Source organism: Microvirga thermotolerans (genome assembly GCF_009363855.1).
Taxonomy (GTDB): domain Bacteria; phylum Pseudomonadota; class Alphaproteobacteria; order Rhizobiales; family Beijerinckiaceae; genus Microvirga; species Microvirga thermotolerans.
On sequence record NZ_CP045423.1, the window covers coordinates 2,740,116 to 2,760,477 of the forward strand.

At 69.4% G+C, this 20,362-nt stretch carries 17 protein-coding genes; 1 reads left to right on the forward strand and 16 read right to left on the reverse strand.

Features of this window, described 5'->3' with window-relative positions; all coding sequences use genetic code 11:
- Nucleotides 1-25: 25 nt before the first annotated feature.
- Complete coding sequence (locus GDR74_RS12975) at nt 26-2,299, forward strand: sensor histidine kinase (protein ID WP_246179423.1); 2,274 nt, start codon at nt 26-28, stop codon at nt 2,297-2,299.
- 43 nt (nt 2,300-2,342) lie between these two features.
- On the opposite strand, the gene GDR74_RS12980 is transcribed toward GDR74_RS12975, so the two are convergent.
- From GDR74_RS12980 to GDR74_RS13055, 16 genes are all read right to left on the reverse strand, one after another.
- Nucleotides 2,343-3,251 (reverse strand): glycosyltransferase family 2 protein, encoded by a 909-nt coding sequence (locus GDR74_RS12980; RefSeq protein WP_152586694.1) that lies wholly within the window; start codon nt 3,249-3,251, stop codon nt 2,343-2,345.
- Nucleotides 3,252-3,459: 208 nt separating this feature from the next.
- Entirely contained in the window at nt 3,460-6,438 is a 2,979-nt protein-coding gene (locus GDR74_RS12985; protein WP_152586695.1) for a bifunctional [glutamine synthetase] adenylyltransferase/[glutamine synthetase]-adenylyl-L-tyrosine phosphorylase, read from the reverse strand.
- A 90-nt stretch (nt 6,439-6,528) separates the two neighbouring features.
- Nucleotides 6,529-7,980 (reverse strand): sensor histidine kinase, encoded by a 1,452-nt coding sequence (locus GDR74_RS12990; protein ID WP_246179429.1) that lies wholly within the window; start codon nt 7,978-7,980, stop codon nt 6,529-6,531.
- Entirely contained in the window at nt 7,977-8,675 is a 699-nt protein-coding gene (locus GDR74_RS12995; RefSeq protein ID WP_152586696.1) for a winged helix-turn-helix domain-containing protein, read from the reverse strand. Before GDR74_RS12995 ends, GDR74_RS12990 begins: the two co-directional genes overlap by 4 nt.
- 162 nt (nt 8,676-8,837) lie before the next feature.
- Nucleotides 8,838-10,046, reverse strand: a complete 1,209-nt coding sequence (locus GDR74_RS13000) for a trypsin-like peptidase domain-containing protein (protein WP_152586697.1) — start codon at nt 10,044-10,046, stop codon at nt 8,838-8,840.
- Nucleotides 10,047-10,164: 118 nt separating this feature from the next.
- Nucleotides 10,165-10,617, reverse strand: coding sequence for a cytochrome c-type biogenesis protein (locus GDR74_RS13005; protein ID WP_152586698.1), 453 nt, complete (start codon nt 10,615-10,617; stop codon nt 10,165-10,167).
- Nucleotides 10,618-10,620: 3 nt separating this feature from the next.
- Nucleotides 10,621-12,603 carry a heme lyase CcmF/NrfE family subunit gene (locus GDR74_RS13010; protein ID WP_152586699.1) on the reverse strand — a complete coding sequence of 661 codons (1,983 nt, stop codon included), beginning with the start codon at nt 12,601-12,603 and terminating at the stop codon, nt 10,621-10,623.
- A gap of 12 nt (nt 12,604-12,615) precedes the next feature.
- On the reverse strand, nt 12,616-13,095 hold the full coding sequence (gene ccmE / locus GDR74_RS13015) for a cytochrome c maturation protein CcmE (protein WP_152586700.1): 480 nt from the start codon (nt 13,093-13,095) through the stop codon (nt 12,616-12,618).
- Nucleotides 13,092-14,192, reverse strand: coding sequence for a c-type cytochrome biogenesis protein CcmI (gene ccmI / locus GDR74_RS13020; protein WP_152586701.1), 1,101 nt, complete (start codon nt 14,190-14,192; stop codon nt 13,092-13,094). Before ccmI ends, ccmE begins: the two co-directional genes overlap by 4 nt.
- Nucleotides 14,193-14,264: 72 nt before the next feature.
- A complete protein-coding gene (locus tag GDR74_RS13025; RefSeq protein ID WP_425486959.1) occupies nt 14,265-15,599 on the reverse strand; it encodes a sensor histidine kinase in 1,335 nt (444 codons plus the stop codon).
- A gap of 59 nt (nt 15,600-15,658) precedes the next feature.
- The gene (locus GDR74_RS13030) at nt 15,659-16,330 is read right to left on the reverse strand and encodes a response regulator transcription factor (RefSeq protein WP_152586703.1); all 672 of its coding nucleotides are present in this window, start codon (nt 16,328-16,330) and stop codon (nt 15,659-15,661) included.
- 14 nt (nt 16,331-16,344) lie between these two features.
- Nucleotides 16,345-16,683 (reverse strand): PepSY domain-containing protein, encoded by a 339-nt coding sequence (locus tag GDR74_RS13035; protein ID WP_152586704.1) that lies wholly within the window; start codon nt 16,681-16,683, stop codon nt 16,345-16,347.
- A 151-nt stretch (nt 16,684-16,834) separates the two neighbouring features.
- Nucleotides 16,835-17,044 (reverse strand): hypothetical protein, encoded by a 210-nt coding sequence (locus tag GDR74_RS13040; protein ID WP_152586705.1) that lies wholly within the window; start codon nt 17,042-17,044, stop codon nt 16,835-16,837.
- Complete coding sequence (locus tag GDR74_RS13045; protein WP_152586706.1) at nt 17,041-17,601, reverse strand: glycoside hydrolase family 108 protein; 561 nt, start codon at nt 17,599-17,601, stop codon at nt 17,041-17,043. The genes GDR74_RS13040 and GDR74_RS13045 overlap by 4 nt, the downstream gene beginning before the upstream one ends.
- 1 nt (nt 17,602) lies before the next feature.
- Nucleotides 17,603-19,132, reverse strand: coding sequence for a DUF2793 domain-containing protein (locus tag GDR74_RS13050; protein WP_152586707.1), 1,530 nt, complete (start codon nt 19,130-19,132; stop codon nt 17,603-17,605).
- A gap of 90 nt (nt 19,133-19,222) precedes the next feature.
- A complete protein-coding gene (locus tag GDR74_RS13055; RefSeq protein WP_194164534.1) occupies nt 19,223-20,356 on the reverse strand; it encodes a GGDEF domain-containing protein in 1,134 nt (377 codons plus the stop codon).
- Between the last annotated feature and the right edge of the window lie 6 nt (nt 20,357-20,362).

Genomic DNA, 20,362 nt, shown 5'->3' on the forward strand with positions numbered 1-20,362 from the left:
CGCTCGCGCGGGTACAATTCTAGGGGTGACGCGAACGGACGCGCATCCGACCTACCGGCGGCTCGAACAGTACGAGCCCCTGCTCCGCCTGGCGGTTCCCGCCCTTCTCGCGCTCTTTCTCGTCACGCTCGCCGCGAGCGCCTGGATCCAGGTGCGCAACGGCCGCGAGGAAACGGTCCTCGATGCCATCGGCGACATCGACGTCATCGCGTCCCTTTCCGCGGCGCGGCTCGGATTCCTCAAGACTCCCGCCAACCCTGCCGCGGCCGCGGCGCAGCTCCAGGCTCTCGTGAAGGGAATGCCGGCGAGCGCGCTCTCGCGCAGCCGCATGCTCCTGCTCGCGGACGCCTCCGGACTCGTGGTCGCGGTTCATCCGGCGATCAAGGATGCGCCGAAGACTCTCAACGACATTCTCGGCGACGCGCAGCCTCTCACCACCTTCGCGGATCGGGCCGGCGTCATGACGATCCGGCTCGCGTCGGGGGAACAGGGCATCGCGACGGTCCGCTCCCTGCCCGCCTCCTCCGGACAGATCGCCGTGGTCCAGCCGCTGCCCCAGGTTCTCTCCAGCTGGTGGGCGCGCACCATCGGCCACGTATCGCTGCTCGGCGCGACGATCGTCGTACTGCTCGGCATCGGCATCGCCTACGTGATGCAGGCGAACCGCGCCCGCGCGGCGGACGAAGTGTGCGAGAAGGTGCGCGACAGGATCGACTCCGCGCTCAACCGCGGGCGCTGCGGCCTGTGGGACTGGGACATCGGACGCGGGCGCCTCTATTGGTCGGATTCCATGTACGAGCTCCTCGGCTACGAGCGTCAGGACGAGTTCCTGTCCTTCGGCGAGGTGAACGCCATGATCCATCCCGAGGACCAGGACCTCTACACCCTGGCCGAGCAGCTCGCCTCCGCGAAGACCTCGCTGGTGGACTACGAGTTCCGCATCCGCAGCGCGAGCGGCGAATGGGTGTGGCTGCGGGCCCGCGCCGAATTGATGAGCGATCCGGACGACGCGGCGAGCCATCTCGTCGGAATCGCGGTCGACGTCACGGAGCAGCGCGGCCTCGAGGAGAAGACCGCCAAGGCCGATGCCCGTCTGCACGACGCCATCGAGGCGATCTCGGAGGCCTTCGTCCTTTGGGATGCGAACAACCGGCTGGTTCTCTGCAACTCGAAATTCCTCAAGCTGCACGAGCTCGCCCCCGATGCGGACATCCAGGGCAAGACCTATGCCGAGGTGATGGCCCTGGGCCGCCCGCCGGAGATTCAGCACCAGTTCATGCGCGCGCAGAAACAGGACGTGGGCGCCCGCAGCTACGAAGCCCGCCTCCAGGACGGTCGCTGGCTGCAGATCAACGAGCGCCGCACCAAGGACGGCGGCTATGTCTCGGTGGGCACGGACATCACCGCGCTCAAGCGCCACGAGCAGCGGCTGCTGGAATCCGAGAAGGAGCTGATCGCGACGGTTCTCGACCTCAAGCAGTCGCGCCAGAAGCTGCAGGCCCAGACGCAGCAGCTCGCCGACCTCGCCGAGCGCTATCTCGACCAGAAGGCGCAGGCCGAGAGCGCCAACCGGGCCAAGTCCGAGTTCCTCGCCAACATGAGCCACGAGCTGCGCACGCCGCTCAACGCCATCATCGGCTTCGCGGAGGTGATGCAGAGCGGCATCTTCGGCCCCCTCGGGTCCGAGAAGTACGAGGAATACTGCAACGACATCCGTTCGAGCGGTGAATACCTGCTGTCCGTGATCAACGACATCCTCGACATGTCGCGCATCGAGGCCGGCCGCACCAGCCTGACCAAGCAGCCCATCGCTGTGAACGCCTCGATCCAGCGCGCGCTGCGTCTCGTCAACGAGCAGATCAAGGCCAAGAACCTCTCGCTCACCGTCGACGTGAACCCCGAGGACATCGTCGTCCCGGCGGACGAGCGCGCCATTCACCAGATCCTCGTGAACCTCCTGCAGAACGCCACGAAGTTCACCAGCGACGGCGGCTGCATCACCGTGCGTACCCGTCTGGCGGGCGATGCGGTCAACATCTACGTCGAGGACAACGGCATCGGCATTCCGGCCCATGCCCTGCACAAGCTCGGCCAGCCGTTCGAGCAGGTCGAGACCGAGTTCTCCAAGAGCTACAAGGGCTCGGGGCTCGGCCTTGCCATCGCCCGTTCGCTGACGGAGCTGCACGGCGGCACTTTGCGCATCAGAAGCCAGGAAGGCGTGGGCACCATCGTCCTGGTGCACCTGCCGCTGACGGAAGCGACGAACGCCGACATCGCCCTCGCGGACGCGGCGGCCTGAGCGGTACGTCGAATGCCGGGGCGGCGACCGGTTGAGAACCGGATCAGTCCCGGTTCCAGCTCTCCACCATCCGCACGGCGTTCCCGGTCAAGGCGAGGCCCAGCATTTTGCGCGCGCGGTAGAGGCGGACCCGTGCGAGGCAACCGAAGGCCAGCCCGCGCTCCCGGGGCGTCGCGAGCCTGTCGGAGCGCAGGATCCTGACGATCTCGCCCGCGGGCGAGGCGGCGATCGCGAGGCTTCGCGCCAGCCATTTCGCCATGCCGAAGACGCCGGGTCCGATCCCCTCGAAGTCGTGGGCGATATGCCTGTCCCACCGGCGCGTCAGCTCCTCGAACGACCGGCACGGCGGCGTGTAGACGCGCATGCCCGGCGCGTAAGCGATCCGGAAACCGAGCGCCGTGGCCCGCCGCCCCCAGTCGGTGTCCTCCATGACCGCAATCCCGCCGAAGGGTCCCACGGCTTCGAATACGCTCCTGCGCACCGCCATGTTCCCGGTCGCCGCGTAACGGTCCCGCTCCACGTAGAGCTTCACGCGGTAGCTGAAGACATGCTCGTACGCCTCGATGGCGGTGGCGTATCCGTCCCGCTGCTGCGCCACGCGGATGTCGCCTGCGAGGCAGTGCACCTCCGGCTCGGCGTCGAAGCGGGCGACCATCTCGCGGATCCATCCGGGTGCCACGATGCAGTCGGCATCGATGAAGGCGAGGATATCGGCGCGGGCCACGGCTGCCCCGCGGTTCCGCGCCGGGCCGGGGCCCGGGGTCGACTCGCGCTCGAGACGGACCCCCGAGCAGACCGCCTCCGGCAGAACCCGCGAGCCGTTGTCGACGACGATGATCTCGAAGGGAATGCCGTCGTCCCGCTGCCTCTCGAGCGCATCGAGGCAGCGGCGCAGGTCATCCGGCTCGTTGAGATGCGGAATGATGACGCTGACACGGGGATGAGGTGACATCGGAACCTGCAGGACGGATCGTTGACGCCGCCGCCGCAGAGCCGGTCCGCGCGGCATGGCCGCCATCCTACCAGACCGCAACCGGCGCGCGGCAGTCCTGGGCCGGTTGGGCTCTCCGACTATTCCGGTGCAGAACGCGCGCGGCCCTCCCCCTGAAGGCGCCGGCGCCATTCCAAAGGGGTAATCCGGCCCGCCCCTCGCGTGGAGGCTAGGCCTTCGCCTTCCGCCCCGGCGGAGCCTCCATGACCCGGTCGTAGACGGCGGACACCCGGCTCTCCGTCTCCTTCAGATGGAGCAGCAGAACCTTCTCGTTCGGCAGTCCGGCGACGGTGGCGAGACGCTTGAGAATGGCGGGAGAGACGACCGCAGGATCGAAGCGTCCCTCGATGGTGAGGCGCTGCCACTGGAAGATCGCCTGGAAGAGGCGATGTGCCTCCACGAGGATCCGGGCATCGTTCCCGTCGAGAAGACCGGCCCTGCAGGCTTCCGCGAACGTCTCTTCCGGCGCATGGCCGAGGAGGGAGCGATGCTCCGCCGCATGCGCGAGCACGAGCGCCTGGGCGATGAAGTCGAGGTCGGTCAGCCCGCCGCGCGCCAGCTTGAGATCCCAGGGGTTCCCGTCGCCCTTCTCCTGCGCGATGAGCTCGCGCATGGAGCGGACCTCCGCAAGCACGCGGGCGGGCTGGCGGGGCGCGCAGACGATGTCGCGCACGGCCCGCTGCACGATCGTGCCGAAATCCTCGTCTCCCGCCAGCACGCGGGCCCTGGTGAGCGCCATGTGCTCCCACAGGTCGGCCTCGGTCTTCTGGTAGGCGATGAAGCCCTTGAACTGGGTGGCGACCGGCCCCTTTCCTCCCTGCGGCCGCAGGCGCAGGTCCACCTCGTAGAGGAGGCCGCGCCGCGTCGGCACCGTCAGGGCGGCGACGAGGCGCTGGGTCAGCCGCGTGTAGTAGACCACGGCATCGAGCCGACGCGGCCCGCCGCTCTCCCTGTCGCTCTCGTCGTAGTCGTAGACGACCACGAGATCGAGGTCGGAACCCGCCGTCAGCTCGCGCGAGCCGAGGCGGCCGAGGCCGAGAACGGCCATGCGGCCTCCGGGCACGGTCCCGTGCTCCGCCTCGAAGGCGACGCGCACCTGTTCGAGACAGATCCGGACGACGGCCCGGGCGATGGCGGCATAGGCCTGTCCGGCCTGAGCGGGAGAGAGGATGTCGGAGAGAAGGCGCGCTCCCGTGATGAAGCGCATCTGCCGCGCGGCGTCCCGGGTGCGGTCGAGGAAATCCTCGTAATCGCTCGGCTGCCCGATGAGCTGGCGGACCTGTTCCTCGATCGCCTCGTCGTCCGTGAGCGGAACCCCGAAGGCGGGGTCGATCAGCGCATCGAGCACGTGGGGGGACTGCGCCACCGTGTCGGCGAGACGCGGAGCGGTTCCGAGGAGGTCGGCGAAGAGCAGGCGCAGGCGGTCGTGCGACTGGAGAATGGTGAGGAGCTCCACGGCGGCGGGCATGCGCCCGAAGGCGCGGTCGAGGGCGGCCAGCGCTCCGTCGGGATCGGCGGTTCCCCCGAGAGCGGACAGGAGCGCGGGGACGAGTTCGGTCAGCACCTCGCGGGCGCGCTGGCTGGTGATGGCGGAGCGGCGGCCGAAATGCCAGCCGCGGATGGTCTCGGCGACGACGGCCGGATCGCGGAAGCCCATTCGCGCGAGGGTCGCAAGCGTCTCCGGATCGTCGGACGTTCCCGTGAAGACGAGATTGCCCACGTCGGAGGCGAGCTCCGGCCCCTCCTCGAAGAGGAGCGCGTAATGCCCCTGCACGATGCGGGCCTGGTCGGTCAGCGCCTTGGCGAAGGCCTTCAGGGAAGGATAGCCGCAGAACTTCGCGAAGCGGGCCAGTTCCTCCTCGTCGGAGGGCAGGCGCTGCGTCTGCTCGTCCGCGACCATCTGCAGGCGATGCTCGATGCCGCGCAGGAAGCGGTAGGCATGGGACAGCTCGTCCCGCGCCTGCTCGGTGATCCAGCCCTCGGCATGGAGCGCGGCGAGCATGTCGAGGGTGCGCCGCCCCCGCAGGGCCGGACGCCGGCCGCCGAAGACGAGCTGCTGCGTCTGCACGAAGAACTCGATCTCGCGGATGCCGCCGCGCCCGAGCTTGATATCGTGGCCCGCCACGGCGATCTCGTCATGCCCGCGCACCGCGTGGATCTGCCGCTTCATCGCGTGGACGTCGGCGATGGACGCGAAATCGAAGTACTTGCGCCAGATGAAGGGGCGCAGATCGTCGAGGAAGCGCTGTCCGAGCGCCAGGTCACCCGCCACGGGCCGCGCCTTGATGAGCGCCGCCCGCTCCCAGTTCTGCCCCACCGTCTCGTAATAGGTATAGGCGGAGGGAAGCGAGACCGCCGTGGGCGTCGAGCCCGGATCGGGCCTGAGGCGATAGTCGACCCGGTGCACGTAGCCGTGGGGCGTGCGCTCCTGGAGGAGGCGCGCGAGCTGCTGCGCGACGCGGGTGTAGAAGGTGGCCGCTTCCGCATTCTCCGGCAGGGCCGGAGCCGCGGGGTCGAAGAACACGACGAGGTCGATGTCGCTCGAATAGTTGAGCTCCCCTGCCCCGTGCTTGCCGAGGGCGAGCACGGTGAAGCCGGATTCCGCGCCGGGCGCGTCCGGATCCTTGAGGGCGATGCGGCCGAGACCCGCCATCTCGGTGAGCACGAGATCGACTGCGCCGCCGACCGACGCATCCGCGAACTCGGACAACGCGCCGGTCACCTCTTCCAGCTCCCAGACGCCGCCGATATCGGCGAGGGCGACGAGGAGCGCGTGGGCATTGCGGTTTTGCCTGAAGACGCGGACCGCATCGTCGCGGGCGAGATCCCCTGCCCGCAGCCGTCGATAGAGAGTCGCCTGGTCCGCCGCGATGGCCCGGTGGCTGTCCTCCGGCGGCCGCATCGCAAGCCGTGCGAGCCGGGCGGGATCGGTGCGGATCAGCTGCCAGAGAAAGGGCGAGTGGTCGGCGATGGAGAGGAGGAGATCGTGCAGCCTCCCCTGCGTCAGGGCCGGCAGCAGGAGGGCAGCCTCAGGCTCTCCCTTGGCGCGTCCCACGAAATCGGAAAGCTCCGCCTTCGCCTTCCGGCGGTCCGACACGGGCGGCGCCAGCCTCAGACGGTCGAGGAGTGTGGTGGACGGGTCGGGCACGGCCTCTCCGGGGAATCCTGTTGCGGCGCTTCAGTGTCCATGCCGCCCGAACGGAGGCAACCGAAATGTTGCTCCGCGCCTGCGCAGGTTTCAGGCACCTGCCGCGGAAGGCGGCAGGGGCGTCCCCGCCGTCTGGCGAAGGGGAAGGACCAGCACCGCCCGAAGACCCGGTCCGTTGTCCTCCAGGCGCAGGGCGCCGCCATGCAGCCGCGCCACCGCCGTGGCGAGGCTGAGCCCCAGGCCGAAGCCGGGACGGGAGCGGGCGGTCTCCAGCCGCACGAAGCGTTCGAGCACATGAGCGCGCTCCGCCTCCGGAATGCCGGGGCCGCGGTCGGCCACCACCACCTCGACGGACGGGCCGACCCGCCGGGCCGTGACGGCGACGGGCCGCGCCGGCGCCCCGGCTTCGGTGGGAGCGCCGTACTTGAGTGCATTGTCGAGAAGGTTGGCCACGGCCTGCCCCAGAAGCTCGCGGCTGCCGTGGACGGGGAGATCGTCCTCCACCGCGACCTCGAAGGGCACGCCCGCCTCCTCGGCGAGGGCCTCGTAGAGCTCGGCGACGTCGCGCACGGCTTCCGCGGCATCGAAGTCGGAAAGCTCCTCCCGGGCGTTGCCCGCCTCCAGCCGCGCGATCATCAGGAGCGCGTTGAAGATGCGGATGAGGTTGTCGCTCTCCTCGATATTGGCCTCGAGGGCCGCCCTGAGCTCCTCCGGCGTTCCGGCGAGACGCAGGGCCTCGTCGGCCCTGTTGCGCATGCGGGTCAGGGGCGTCTTCAGGTCGTGGGCGATGTTGTCGGAGACCTCCCGCATGCCGTGCATCAGCTCGTCGATGCGTTCCAGCATGTTGTTGAGGTTGTGCGCGAGGCGGTCGAGCTCGTCTCCGGTGCCGGCGACCTTCAGGCGCCCGCCGAGGTCCCCCGCCATGATGACCCGGGTGGTCTCCGTCATGTCGTCGATGCGCTTGAGGACGCGGCGGGTGATGAACCAGGCGCCGCCGCAGCCGAGAATGCCGATGAAGAGGAGCGAATAGCCGAAGGCGCGGCGGATCACCTCGCGAAGGCGGGCGCTCTCGTCCATGTCGCGCCCGACGAGAAGGCGGAATCCGCCGGGGAGGAGATAGATCCGCACGAGGGCATGGCTCGGCGGAGCGTCGGCGTCCTCCGTGCGGGCGTAGTCGGTCTCGAACTGTCCGGGCCTGTCGATGACTCCGGGCGGCAGGGCGCCCACGTTGCCGGCGATCTTCTCGCCCGCATTCGTGGTGACGAGATAGAGGGAGGCCCCGGGCACGCGGGAGCGCCGCTCGACGATGTTGACGAGGCGGCGCAGGCCACCGATGCGGTACTGCTCGGAGAGGCCGTTGATCTCCGCGTCGATGGTGGAGGTGAACTGGTCGGAGAGCAGGCGCTGCGCGTTCCAGGCCACGTAGCCGAGAGCCGCGAAGGCGAACAGCGCGAAGACGAGCAGGTAGGCGAAGGACAGCTTGAAGGCGGTTGTGCGGAACAGCGCGCCGAGGGCCGACATCGCGGAGGCGGCCCGGGTCATTCCTCGCCCTCGGCGGGTCCGACCCGCACCATGTACCCCGCGCCGCGGATGGTGTGGATGAGCGGCTTGTCGAAGCCCTTGTCGATCTTCGCGCGAAGCCGCGACACATGGACGTCGATCACGTTCGTCTGCGGATCGAAGTGATAGTCCCACACATGCTCGAGGAGCATGGTGCGCGTCACCACCTGGTTGGCGTTCTTCATCAGGTATTCGAGCAGCCGGAACTCGCGGGGCTGGAGGACGATCTCCTGCCCGGAGCGCGTCACCCGGTGGGACAGGCGGTCGAGTTCGAGATCGGCGATACGGTAGACGGTCGGCTCCACGCTGGGAGACGCAGTCCGCCGGCGGGACAGCACCTCCACCCGCGCGAGAAGCTCGGAGAAGGCGTAAGGCTTCGGAAGGTAGTCGTCCCCGCCCGCGCGCAGCCCCTTCACCCGGTCGTCCACCTGGCCGAGGGCGGACAGGATCAGGACCGGCGTCTCCACCTTCTGCTCGCGCAGGGAGCGGATGAGCGACAGGCCGTCGAGCTTCGGCAGCATGCGGTCGACCACCAGCACGTCGTAGTCGCCGGACTCCGCCATGGCATAGCCGTCGAGCCCGTCCGTCGCATGGTCGGCGACGTGGCCGGCCTCCCGGAACGCCTTGACGAGGTAGGAGGCCGCCTCGCGGTCGTCCTCGATGATGAGAATGCGCATGGCGATGCTTATAGCAATGGCGGCGTCCATAGCAAAAATCGAGCCCGACGGCAGACCGGCCCTGGAGGGAAGGACCGGCCTGCCGCGGGCGGGAATGCCGGGCTCGACGCGAGGGACAGGCAACGGGGAGAGCCCGGCATCCGTTCGGGTGCCTTTGGGCGCTTACGCGCCCTTCGGCTGACTGGCGACCTCAAGGGTGACGGTGCGCTCCTTGCCGTCGCGGTAGAGGGTGAGGGTCAGGCTCTTGCCCGGGGGCACCTGGGCCACCTTGCGGGAGAGGTCCTTGGCCTCCTTGATGGTCTCGCCGTCGACCGCGACGATGGTGTCGCCGGTCCTGACGCCCGCCTTCTCGGCCGGGCTGCCCTTCACGGTGTCGGCCACGAGCGCGCCCTTGGGCTCCTTGAGGCCGATCGCCTCGGCGATCTCCTTCGTCACCGGCTGCATCTGCACGCCGATGAAGCCGCGGGTGACCGTGCCCTTGTCCTTGAGCGCGGCGACGACCTGCTCGACCGTGCCGGCCGGGATCGCGAAGGCGATGCCGACGCTGCCGCCGGAGGGGGAGTAGATCGCCGTGTTCACGCCCACCACCTCGCCGGCGAGGTTGAAGGTCGGGCCGCCCGAATTGCCCTTGTTCACGGGGGCGTCGATCTGGATGAAGTCGTCGTAGGGACCGGCGCCGATGTCGCGGTGCTGGGCCGAGACGATGCCGGCCGTCACCGTGCCGCCGAGGCCGAACGGATTGCCGACCGCGAGCACCCAGTCGCCGATCCGCGCCTTCTGCGAGGCGAGGCGGACGTAAGGAAAGTCGCTGCCGCCCTCGACCTTGATGAGGGCGAGGTCGGTCTTGGGATCGGTGCCGATCACCCTGGCGCTCAGCTCCTTGCCGTCGTCCATGGTCACGGTGACCGAGGAGGCGTTCTCGACCACGTGGTTGTTGGTCACGGCATAGCCGTCGGCGGAGATGAAGAAGCCGGAGCCGAGAGCCTGGCCGAACTGGCGGGGCTGCTGACGGTGGCCGCGGGGGCCGCCCTGGTTCGGGAGCTGGTCGCGGAACTGGCGGAAGAACTTCTCGATGCCGGGAGGCAGGTCCTGCATGCCGAACGCGTCGCCGTCGTCGCCCTCGTCGCGGCTCGCCACGTTCTGGACCTTGACCTTGACGGAGATCACGGCCGGCTTCACGCGGTCGATGACGTCCGCGAAGGACGGCATGCCCTGGATCGGCTGCGACATGGACCGCAGCTCCGCATGGGCGGGATTGGGAGCCACGAGGCCCGTCTCGACGGCGCCGCCGGCGATCAGGGCGGCGACCGCAGCGGCGCCGAGCCACCGGGTCATGCGCTTGCGGGCGAGCGTGGAAGCTTTGTCCATCATGGTCAGTCTCTCTCCTCGAAGAACCCGTCGGGTTCGTGATGAGAGCAAACTTGGGCCTTCTCCCCTTACGGCCCGCTCACCTGAGCATGAAATGTTCGTAAGGTTGGGAGGAGCGCCCTCAGTCCTGCTTCAGGAGGCTCTCCAGCGCCCTGCGTTCGTTCTCGTCGAGGGCGGCGCTCGCCCGCGGGCGGCGCTTCAGGGCCCAAACGGCGCCCCCGGCCCCGAGCACCAGGACGAGGAAGGGCGCGAGCCAGAGCAGAAGGGTATGGGCGCCGAAGGTCGGCTTGAGGAGAACGAACTCGCCGTAGCGCTGGACGAGATAGTCCCGCACCTGCTGGTCCGTGTCGCCGGCGGCGAGACGCTCGCGGACCAGGAGGCGCAGGTCGCGGGCGAGCTGGGCGTCGGAATCGTCGATGGACTGGTTCTGGCAGACCATGCAGCGCAGCCCCGCCGAAATCTCGCGGGCGCGGCGCTCCAGCGCGGGATCCTTCATCACCTCGTCCGGCTGCACGGCGAAGGCCTGCCCGCAGAGGAGGAGGGTCGCAAGGAGGGCAGGCACGAACCGCCGCATCGCCTACTCCGCAGCAACCGAAGCCACCGGCTCCGCCTTCGCCCGCGCCGGCGCCGCGATCCGCAGGCGCCGGTCGGTCAGGGACAGGGCGCCGCCGAAGGCCATGACCAGGGCGCCGAGCCAGATCAGGAGCACGAAGGGCTTGTAGTAGAACCGCACGCCGACCGAGCCGTCCGGCTGCATCTCGCCGAGGCTGACGTAGATCTGGCTCAGGCCGGACGTGAGGATGCCCGCTTCCGTGGTCGGCATTCCGCGGGTCACGTAGAGGCGCTTCATGCTCTCCACGGTCCCGATCTCGCCGCCGTTGCGGAACACGCGGAACACGGCTGCGTCCTCCCGGTAATTGGCGTTCTGGCGCGGCACGATGCGCTCCAGGCGGATCTGGTACGGCCCTGCGGCGAGGCGCTCGCCCGCCTTCAGGGTGCCGAGGCTCTCCACGTCCCAGGCGGTGGCGGAGATGCCCAGCACGACCAGACCCACGCCCGCATGGGCGACCACCGTTCCCCAGGTGGAGCGCGGCAGGCCCTTCGCCTTCGCCCAGGCGACGCCGAGGGGGCGGCCCCGGCTCCAGGAGCGGGTGACGACCTCGTTGAGGGAGCCGAGGATCAGAAAGGCGCCGAGCCCGATGCCGAGGGGCGCCGCCACGGGGCCGCCCCGGGTGAGGGCGAAGACCGCGAGCGTCGCGAGCAGGGACAGGCCGAGTGCCGCATAGAGCCGCTGCGCCGTGCCGAGGAAGTTGCCGCGCTTCCAGGCCAATGTCTGGCCGAAGGGCAGGAGCAGGAGCAGCGGCAGGACGAGGGGCAGGAACGTGGCGTTGAAGAACGGGGCGCCGACCGAGATCTTCTCCCCCGTCAGCACCTCCAGCGCGAGCGGGTAGAGCGTGCCGACGAAGACCGTGGCGCAGGCGCTCGCCAGGAAGAGGTTGTTCACCACCAGCGCCCCCTCCCGCGAGACGGGGGCGAACAGGCCGCCCTGCTGCAGGAGCGGCGCGCGCCAGGCGAAGAGGGCGAGGGAGCCGCCGATGAAGACGACGAGGATGCCGAGGATGAAGGTGCCGCGCGCCGGGTCGACCGCGAAGGAATGGACCGAGGTCAGCACGCCCGAACGGACGAGGAAGGTGCCGAGAAGCGAGAGGGAGAAGGTGAGGACGGCGAGCAGGATCGTCCACACCTTCAGCGCGTCGCGCTTCTCCATCACCACGGTCGAATGAAGAAGCGCCGTGCCCGCGAGCCAGGGCATGAGGGAGGCGTTCTCCACCGGGTCCCAGAACCACCAGCCGCCCCAGCCGAGCTCGTAATAGGCCCAGTACGACCCCATGGCGATGCCGAGGGTGAGGAAGCACCAGGCGGCGAGGGTCCAGGGGCGGACGATGCGCGCCCACACCGCGTCGATGCGCCCGTCGATCAGGGCGGCGCAGGCGAAGGCGAAAGAGATCGAGAAGCCCACATAGCCCAGGTAGAGCAGCGGCGGATGGATCGCGAGGCCGGGATCCTGCAGGAGCGGGTTGAGGTCCTGCCCTTCCGGCGCGGCGGGAACGAGGCGCCGGAAGGGGTTCGACGTCATGAGGATGAACAGGAGGAACGCGACCGTGATGGCCGCCTGCACCGCCAGGGTGTTCGCCTGAAGCCGCGCGGGAATGCCGTTCCTGGAGAGCGCCACCACCGCGCCGAACAGGCACAGGATCAGCACCCAGAGCAGCATGGAGCCCTCGTGGTTCCCCCACACGCCGGAGATCTTGTAGATCAGCGGCTTGGCCGAATGGGAGTTCTCGACCACGTTGAGCACCGAGAAATCGGAGGTCACATAGGCGAAGGCGAGGGCCAGGAAGGCGAAGGCCACGCAGCCCAGCACCGCGAGCGCGGAGGACGGCGCCACCGCCATCAGGACCGGGTCGTTCGTCCGCGCGCCCCAGAGGGGCACGACGAACTGGATCAGGGACAGGCCCAGCGCGAGCGCGAGCGCGAAATGTCCGGCCTCGACCAACACGAAGGCTACTCCCTAGTTCTGCTTCGCCTGCTGCGAGGCCGGACCTTCGCCCTGCCAGTGGCCCTGGCGCTTGAGCGCGTCCGCCACCTCGCGGGGCATGTAGTTCTCGTCGTGCTTGGCAAGCACCGTGTCGGCCCTGAACACACCGGACGGCTCCAGCCGCCCTTCGGCGACCACCCCCTGCCCTTCCCGGAACAGGTCCGGAAGCAGACCCTGATAATGCACGCGGATCGAGCTCTGCGCATCCATGACCTCGAACTCCACCTGCTGCTTCTCGCCGCGGCGCACGGAGCCTTCCTTGACGAGGCCGCCGAGGCGGAAGCGGGTGCCGGGCGCGACGTTCTTGGCCTGCACGTCGGCGGGCGAGTTGAAGAAGACGATGGTGTCGTTCATCGCATAGAGCACGAGGCCCAGCGCGACCGCGAGAATGCAGCCGGCGACGGCGATGATGGTGAGGCGGCGGGTCTTTCGGGTCCGGATCTTGCGGGTCATGGTGCGGAATCGGTCAGCTTCAGTTCCTGCGCCAGCGCGTCGATGGTCTCGAGGCCGGCCCTGTCCTGCGCCAGGGCCTCGCGGGCGCGCCGCGCGGCGGCGGCGGCCTTGTCGCGCTGTCCGAGGACCGCATAGGAGCGCACGAGGCGGGTCCACTCCTCGGGAGTGCCGCCCTGGGCTTCGAGCCGGCTGGCCAGCCCCTGGACCATGCCCGCGATGGCGTCGGCATCGGGACCCTTTCGCACGGCCTCCGCGGCGGCGCCTTGATTCCCGTCAATCCGGGCGATCTGCTCCTGGACGAAGCCGCGCCAGGGCGCATCGGGCGGCGAGGAGGAGAGGATGTCCCGGTAGGCCGCCTTGGCCTTTTCGGGCTGCCCGTCCTGCTCCGCCGCGCGGGCGAGGTAGAGCCGGGCCTTGGCGGAGGACGGATCGAGGGAGAGCGCCTCCTGGAAGGCGGCCTGCGCCTCCGCGGTCACCATGCCGTCCCGCGCGATCACCAGGGCTTCGCCGTAGTTGGCGAGGCGTCCCGCGTCCCGGCCCAGGTAGCGCAGAGCCGATTCGTAGGCCCTGACCGCCTCTTCCGAGCGGCCCATGCGGAGATAGACCGGCGCCAGCACCTCCCAGCCCCGCCCGTCCTGCGGCTGCCTGGCGAGATGCGCCTCGATCTGCGCGACGGCCGTTCCGAGGTCGAGCTTGTCCGCATCGCGACGCAGCTGAGCGCCGGGGGGCTCGCTCAGGAGATGGGGAGAGCCGTAGGCTCCGTAGACGGCGAGGGCGACGATCGGCAGGACCGACAGGGCAAGGGTCGACGCCGCACGGCGGCGGCGGAGGGCCGGTTCGCCCATGGCGAGGGCGCCGGACTTCCTAGCGCCGCTGGCGCGCAGCAGCCGCCGGGCCGCCTCCGCCTTGGCAGCTTCCGCCTCCTCCGGCAGGAGCATGCCCCGGTCCCGGTCCCGCTCGATCTCCGCGATCTGGTCCCGGTAGAACTGCGTGTCGGGGTCGGCCTGCCCCGCGACGGCAGCCGCGCGCGACAGCGGCCACAGGACCGCCATCACGGCCGCCGCCGTCATCGCCATGAGAATGACCCAGATCATCATGAGTGCCTACTTAACGCGGGCTTTGCTCAAGCACGACGGTGGCACGGTGTCACGCGCTAATCCTTTCCACCGTCATTTTCGGCCTCCCGGCAGCTCCAGCACGGCGCGCAGGCCGCCGAGGGGCGAGGCGTCCAGCCGCAGGGCTCCGCGGTAGAGCACGGCGAGGTCCTTGACGATGGAGAGGCCGAGGCCGGAGCCGGGCTTGGTCTCGTCGAGCCGCCGGCCGCGCTTGATCATTTCCGTCCGCGCGGCCTCGGGCAGGCCCGGGCCGTCGTCGTCGATCAGGAGGCGGAACCGGGAACGCTCGTCGTCCTCCTGCACGATCTCCGCCGTCACGACGATGCGGCTCGCGGCCCACTTGGCCGCGTTGTCGATGAGGTTTCCGGCCATCTCCTCCAGGTCCTGGCGCTCGCCCCGGAAGCGCAGCCCGGCGGGCAGCTCGGCCTCGATGTCCAGATCCTTGTCCCGATAGATCTTGGCGAAGGTCCGGGTCAGGCCGTCGATCACCGGCTCGACGTCCGTCAGGGTGCCGAGGGTGCCGGCGAGCGCCGCGGCGCGGGCGCGGTCGAGATAGTAGTTCACCTGGTCGCGCATCACGGCGGCCTGCTCGCGGATGCGGGCGGCCACGTCGCCGGGGGCGTTCTCGGCCTCGTTCACGATGATGCTCAGGGGCGTCTTGAGGGCATGGGCGAGGTTGCCGACCTGGGTCCGCGCCCGCTCGAGGATCTCCCGGTTCGTTTCGAGAAGCAGGTTCAGGTCCTTGGCGAGGGGGGCGATGTCGCGGGGATATTCGCCCACCACCCGCTCCGCCTCTCCCCGCCGGATGGCGCCGAGCGCCCGGCGCAGGTTGGCCAGGGGCCTCAGGCCGAAGCGGATCTGCAGGAGGGTCGTGAAGCCGAGGGCGAGCCCCAGCAGGGTGAAGGTCACGGTGAGGGCGAACAGGAAGCGCCGCACGTCGTTGACGATCTCGTCGGCCGGACCGGCGACGCGGATCACGAAGCGCCCGTCCTCCCCGAGGTCGATGTCCCGCTCGATGATGCGCAGCTCCCGATCGTCGGGAGCCCTCCCGTAGCCGCGGCGGATCTGGCCGAAGCCTTCGTCCCCTGGCGGCGTGAGCACGGGAAGCTGGCCCCCGAAGAGCGATTTCGAGGACCGGATGTCCCGGGGCGCCGCGTCGGGCCGGCCCACCTGCCAGTACCATCCGGACAGGGGAAGCTCGAAGCGCGGGTCGCCCACCGGGCCGAGGTCCCGGTCCGGATCGCCGGGCGCCACGAGGTTGGAGGCGAGCGTGTTGGCGTAGACCAGGAGGCGCTGGTCGAAGGCCCGCTCCGTGTTGTCCCGGTAGAGGGTCGACAGGATGAGGCCGGAGATCAGGAGGATGGCGAAGCTCCAGAACACCGCCGACATGGCGAGGCGGACGGCGATCGAGCGGCTGGCGAGCCGCTCGAGGAGCGAGGGCTTCTCGGTCACGTCTTGGTCTGGCCGGTGTCGAGGAGGTAGCCGAGGCCGCGCACCGTCTGGATGATGTCGACGCCGAGCTTCTTGCGCAGGCGGCCGATGAAGACCTCGATCGTGTTGGAATCGCGGTCGAAATCCTGATCGTAGAGGTGCTCGGTCAGCTCCCCGCGGGACACGATGCGGCCCGTGTGGTGCATGAGGTAGGACAGGAGCCGGTACTCGTGCGAGGTGAGCCGGATCGGATTGCCGTCGACGGCGACCCGGCCGGAGCGCGTGTCGAGCTTGACCGGCCCGCAGGTGATCTCGCTGGTGGCATGGCCGGTGGCGCGGCGCAGCAGCGCCCGCACCCGCGCCAGCAGCTCCTCGATGTGGAAGGGCTTCGTCACGTAGTCGTCGGCCCCCGCATCGAAGCCCTGGACCTTGTCGCTCCAGCGGTCGCGGGCGGTGAGGATGATGACGGGCATCTTGCGCCCCTCGCGCCGCCACGCGGTGAGGACGGAGACCCCGTCCACCTTGGGCAGGCCGAGGTCGAGGATCGCGGCGTCGTAGGGCTCTGTCTCGCCGAGAAACTGCCCCTCCTCCCCGTCGAACGCGGAATCGACCGCATAGCCCGCATGCTCCAGGGCCGTCACGATCTGCTGATGGAGAGTCCTGTCGTCTTCGACAACGAGAAGGCGCACGCTACGAGCTTCCTTTAGTGAACGGATTTGACCCGGCCTGACGAGCCGTCGATCGTCACTTGAACGATGCGGCCGTTCTTCTGCAAGGCCATGATAACATAAACGAGAGCGTCGTTGCTGCGGCAGAGGCTCGCCCGCACCACATCGGCATTGGGCACCTGCCGGCGCGCGGTGATGACGGCCGAGGCCGGCGCGACGATGCTCTTGGAGGCGACCGCCTCCTGCATCTCGCGGGGAAGCAGGCAGTTGTCGAGCGCAACGGGCGCGCCCTGCGCATGGGACGCCCCCACCAATGCCCCCAGGGCTATGACCGACAAGACCAGACGCATGAGGCCAATCTGCCGCAGCCGCACTGAACGGTTCCTGAATGTAATACTGGATCGGAGTCCTGTCCTCCGGGATCCGTCCCAGGCATCGAACCCGAAAGGAGTAGGGCTTCCGGGTTCGATGCGCCCTTCCCTGAGCGGAGTGCCGAAGCCGGGGAAGGCGGGTCTTCCTCGGCCGTCAGGCCGAGACCCGCTTCGTCGCCGCGATGCGGAACACGGTCGAGGCGATGAAGCTCGCGGCCGCGATCAGCTGCATCAGCGCCTCCGCGAAGGCGTCCGTCTGGAGCGGCGAGGCATCGAGCCCCAGCAGGGAAAGCACGAGCGCGGCGAGGCCGATGAGATTGGCCCACACGGTGCGGCTGGCGAGAAGCGACTTGGTGTCGGTCATGGGATCACTCCGTTCGATGTTGAGGGTGAAGGCGACGCGAGCCGGAGAGCCTCCCGCTCGATCGTGAGGGCCCGCCGTCGCCATCCGCGGCCGAAGACGGGCCAGGTCGGAAGCCTGGACAGAAAGGCGAGTCGGAGGCGCGTCAGGCGGCGGACCGCCTCGGCCGCATCGGCCGCCCCGGCGGCGGCGAGGGTGCGCGGCCCGACGATCCCGTCCGCCGCAAGCCCGAGCGCCTCCTGCAGCAGGCTCGCGGCCCGGGCGGGGCCGGAATGGACCGCGATGTCGAAGACCGCCAGCCCGATGCCCGGCGGCAGGGCGTCGCCCTGGATCGGATCCCAGTAGAAGCGGCGATAGATCGAGGCCGCCTCCTCCCGGCCGAGCCGTCGCACGTCATCGACCGAGGCGGACCGCCCCCGGGCCTGGGACAGCGTCCGGCGCGTGATGCCGAGATTGGTGGCTCCGCCGGGATCGGAGGGGTGATGAACGAAGCCGCCCTCCTGGATGAGGACCTGGGCCAGGGCCTCCTCGAAGGAAGAGAGCCGCGAGGTCTGCGTCATGTCAGATCTCCGCCTGGAGGCCGATATGGGCCGAGGAACCGAGATGGAGGAAGCCCGCCGCTCCCGCCGCGCCCGTGAAGGACGTCGCCGCCTGGAAGCGGAGGATGGCCGAGGACGGGCTCGAGGCCGCGACCGAGACCGAGACGCCGCCCGACTGGCCGATCCACGTGCCCGTCGTGCTGTCGAGAAACCCGAACTGGCCGCCCGTGGGAGACGCTGCGGCCCAGCTGAAGGCGTTCGTCGCCACGGCGGGAGCCGCACGCATGGGAGAGGTCATGGGCACGGGAATGTCGATCAGGTTCGCGTTCCTGCGCAGCCCGAGGCAGGGCAGCACGCCCGGCACTCCCGTGACGGAGAGCCTCTGGTAATAGCGCCGGCACCGCATCTCCTCGATGTCCGCCGGCTCGCGCAGCCAGGGCGTCGGGTTCGGCCCGACCTCGAGCTTGAGCCGCTTGAAGGTGACGGTGCTCGAGGTCGTGAGCAGGAGCCGGATATGCCCGGTCTCGGACGCGTCGAGGGTCACGGTGACCGACGTCCGCCCGGGGCCCGCCGGAAGGATCGCCTCCCGGGTGCCGATGGTCGCCGCCACCGGCTGGGAAAGATCGGACACCGACAGGGTCAGCGTGCAGCCCGCGAAACTCGGCGCGCCGAGAAGCGTCTCGGCCAGGGATGCGTCGATCGTCTGCTCGGCGCTTCCCTGGAGCGAGATGGTCCCGTCGGCCGCCCGCGAGAGGACCAGGCTGCCGGAGCCGGCCTTCCAGCGGTCGAAGCCGTAGGTGCCTGGAATGAGCAGGCTGCCGGTGTAGCCCCGCTGGTTGACCGTGAAGGCCGAGTTCATGATGAGGTTGGCGCCGACCGGCGCCGTACCGCGCGGAAACGAGACGACGCCGGTGCGGTTGTCCACCTTCACCGCATCGAGCCAGGTGCTCCCGTCGGGAGAAACGCGCAGACTGAAATCGTCGACCCCCGTCAGTCCCGCCTCGGCCCGTCCGCTGTAGCCCGTCTGGAAGATCAGCGAGAGGACGTTGCGGGCGGCGGGCTTGTTGAGCACGAGGCGCAGGTCGTCGGTGCCGCCCTGATCGCCCCTGCGCGCATCGAAGAGCGCAGCGTTGAGATTTGCGGCGAGCCGGTTGAGGGCATCCGCTTCCGTTCCGATGCCGAGGCGGTCGAGCCGGTCGATGGCGCGAAGGCAGCTCCCCGCCTCCTTCCATGCCGTGCCGTCGAAGACGAGGAGCAGGCTCTCGGCCTCCACATAGGCGCACCAGCCGGCCCGCGGCGCCAGAAAGCGCCACGCGCCGAGATCGAACAGGGCGATCGTGCCTTCGTGGCCGGCGAAGGCGCCGCCGGCCCCCTCCCCGACGAGATACCGCTCGCCCTCCTCGGGCGATGCGGGCGGGCTCGTGCGGTTGCGCTCCCTGACCGCGAGTTGGACGAGGGCGTCGAGGATCGCGATGGCTTCGTTGTGGGTGACGTGTTTCTGCGCCTGCGCTGCGGCGAGCAGCGGCAGCGCCAGATGAGGCGTCGTCGTCATGAGATGAACCTGTTGTCGATGAAGGACGGAACGGGCCGCTTTCACGCGGCGCGGTGGGCGTTCGAATTTCAGGCGAGAAGGCGCCTCGCCCTATCCCTCCGCGCTCCTGAACGATGCGACCGCGTTGCGGCCCTCGGCTTTTGCCCGGTAGAGGGCGCTGTCGGCCTCGCGCAGAAGGCGCTCGACCGTGGCGTCGGTGCCGGTGGCGCAGCCTGCGCTGACGGTCACGTCGATCCGCGCGCCCTGCGCGATCTTGTCGACGGAGGAGAAGGCGCGCCTGATCCCGTTCGCCAGGGCTTCCGCATCCGCGCCGCCCAGAGGAACCATCGCGGCGAACTCCTCGCCTCCCAGACGGGCGAAGACGCCCCTGGGGAGGTGCTCCGCCAGGATGCGGGCGAAGATCACCAGAACGTGATCGCCGGCTTCATGGCCGAAGCGGTCGTTGATCGCCTTGAAGTTGTCGAGGTCGAACAGCAGGCAGCTGACGGCGGTCCGCTGGGCGACGAGGGCGGAAGCCTTCTCGAAAAAGGCCCGCCTGTTCGGAATGCCCGTGAGGGAATCCACAAGGGCAGCCTGCTTGTACTCCCATTCGAGCTGCTCCTTCGCCATGGACAGGAACACGAAGGCAAGAGTCGGCATGAAGGTCGCCATCGCGAAGGCCATGGGTCCGGACCATCTCTCGTCCGGAAGCGCCATCCAGAACGCGAGCGCAAGGGAGAAGCCGACGGTGCCGCGAAAGATGTTGAACACCACGAGGCAGCACAGGAGCCCCACCGCGACGGCGCGCGACGCCAAGGGATGGCGGGCACGGCGCGCGAGTTCCCAGGCCGAGAACCCGGAATACGCGGCGCAGATCGCGGAGACGACGATGACCCGCATGTTCGCGTCGTCGAGGATCAGCAGGGACGCGAGACACCAGAGGACCACGCCTGCGGTGACGGCCTGGACCGTCGCGACACGGCCGTTGAAGACGCAGCAGCCGCCGTAGAGCACGCCATAGGCGAGGGCCAGGAAGCAGTTCCCGAGCAGGAGAGCGTTGATCGAGGCCTTCCCGCCCGCGAGGAGCACGATCCCCAGCGCTGTGAGCACGAGAAGGTATGCCGCGCCCCACCAGGCCAGCGCCTGGACCTTCCGGTTCAACGTCCAGGAGAACAGAAGCAGAGCCCCGAGCACCGCGGTGAGTTCGGCGAAGATGGCGCTCAGGGTCTGGAGATCGAGCTTCATGGACCC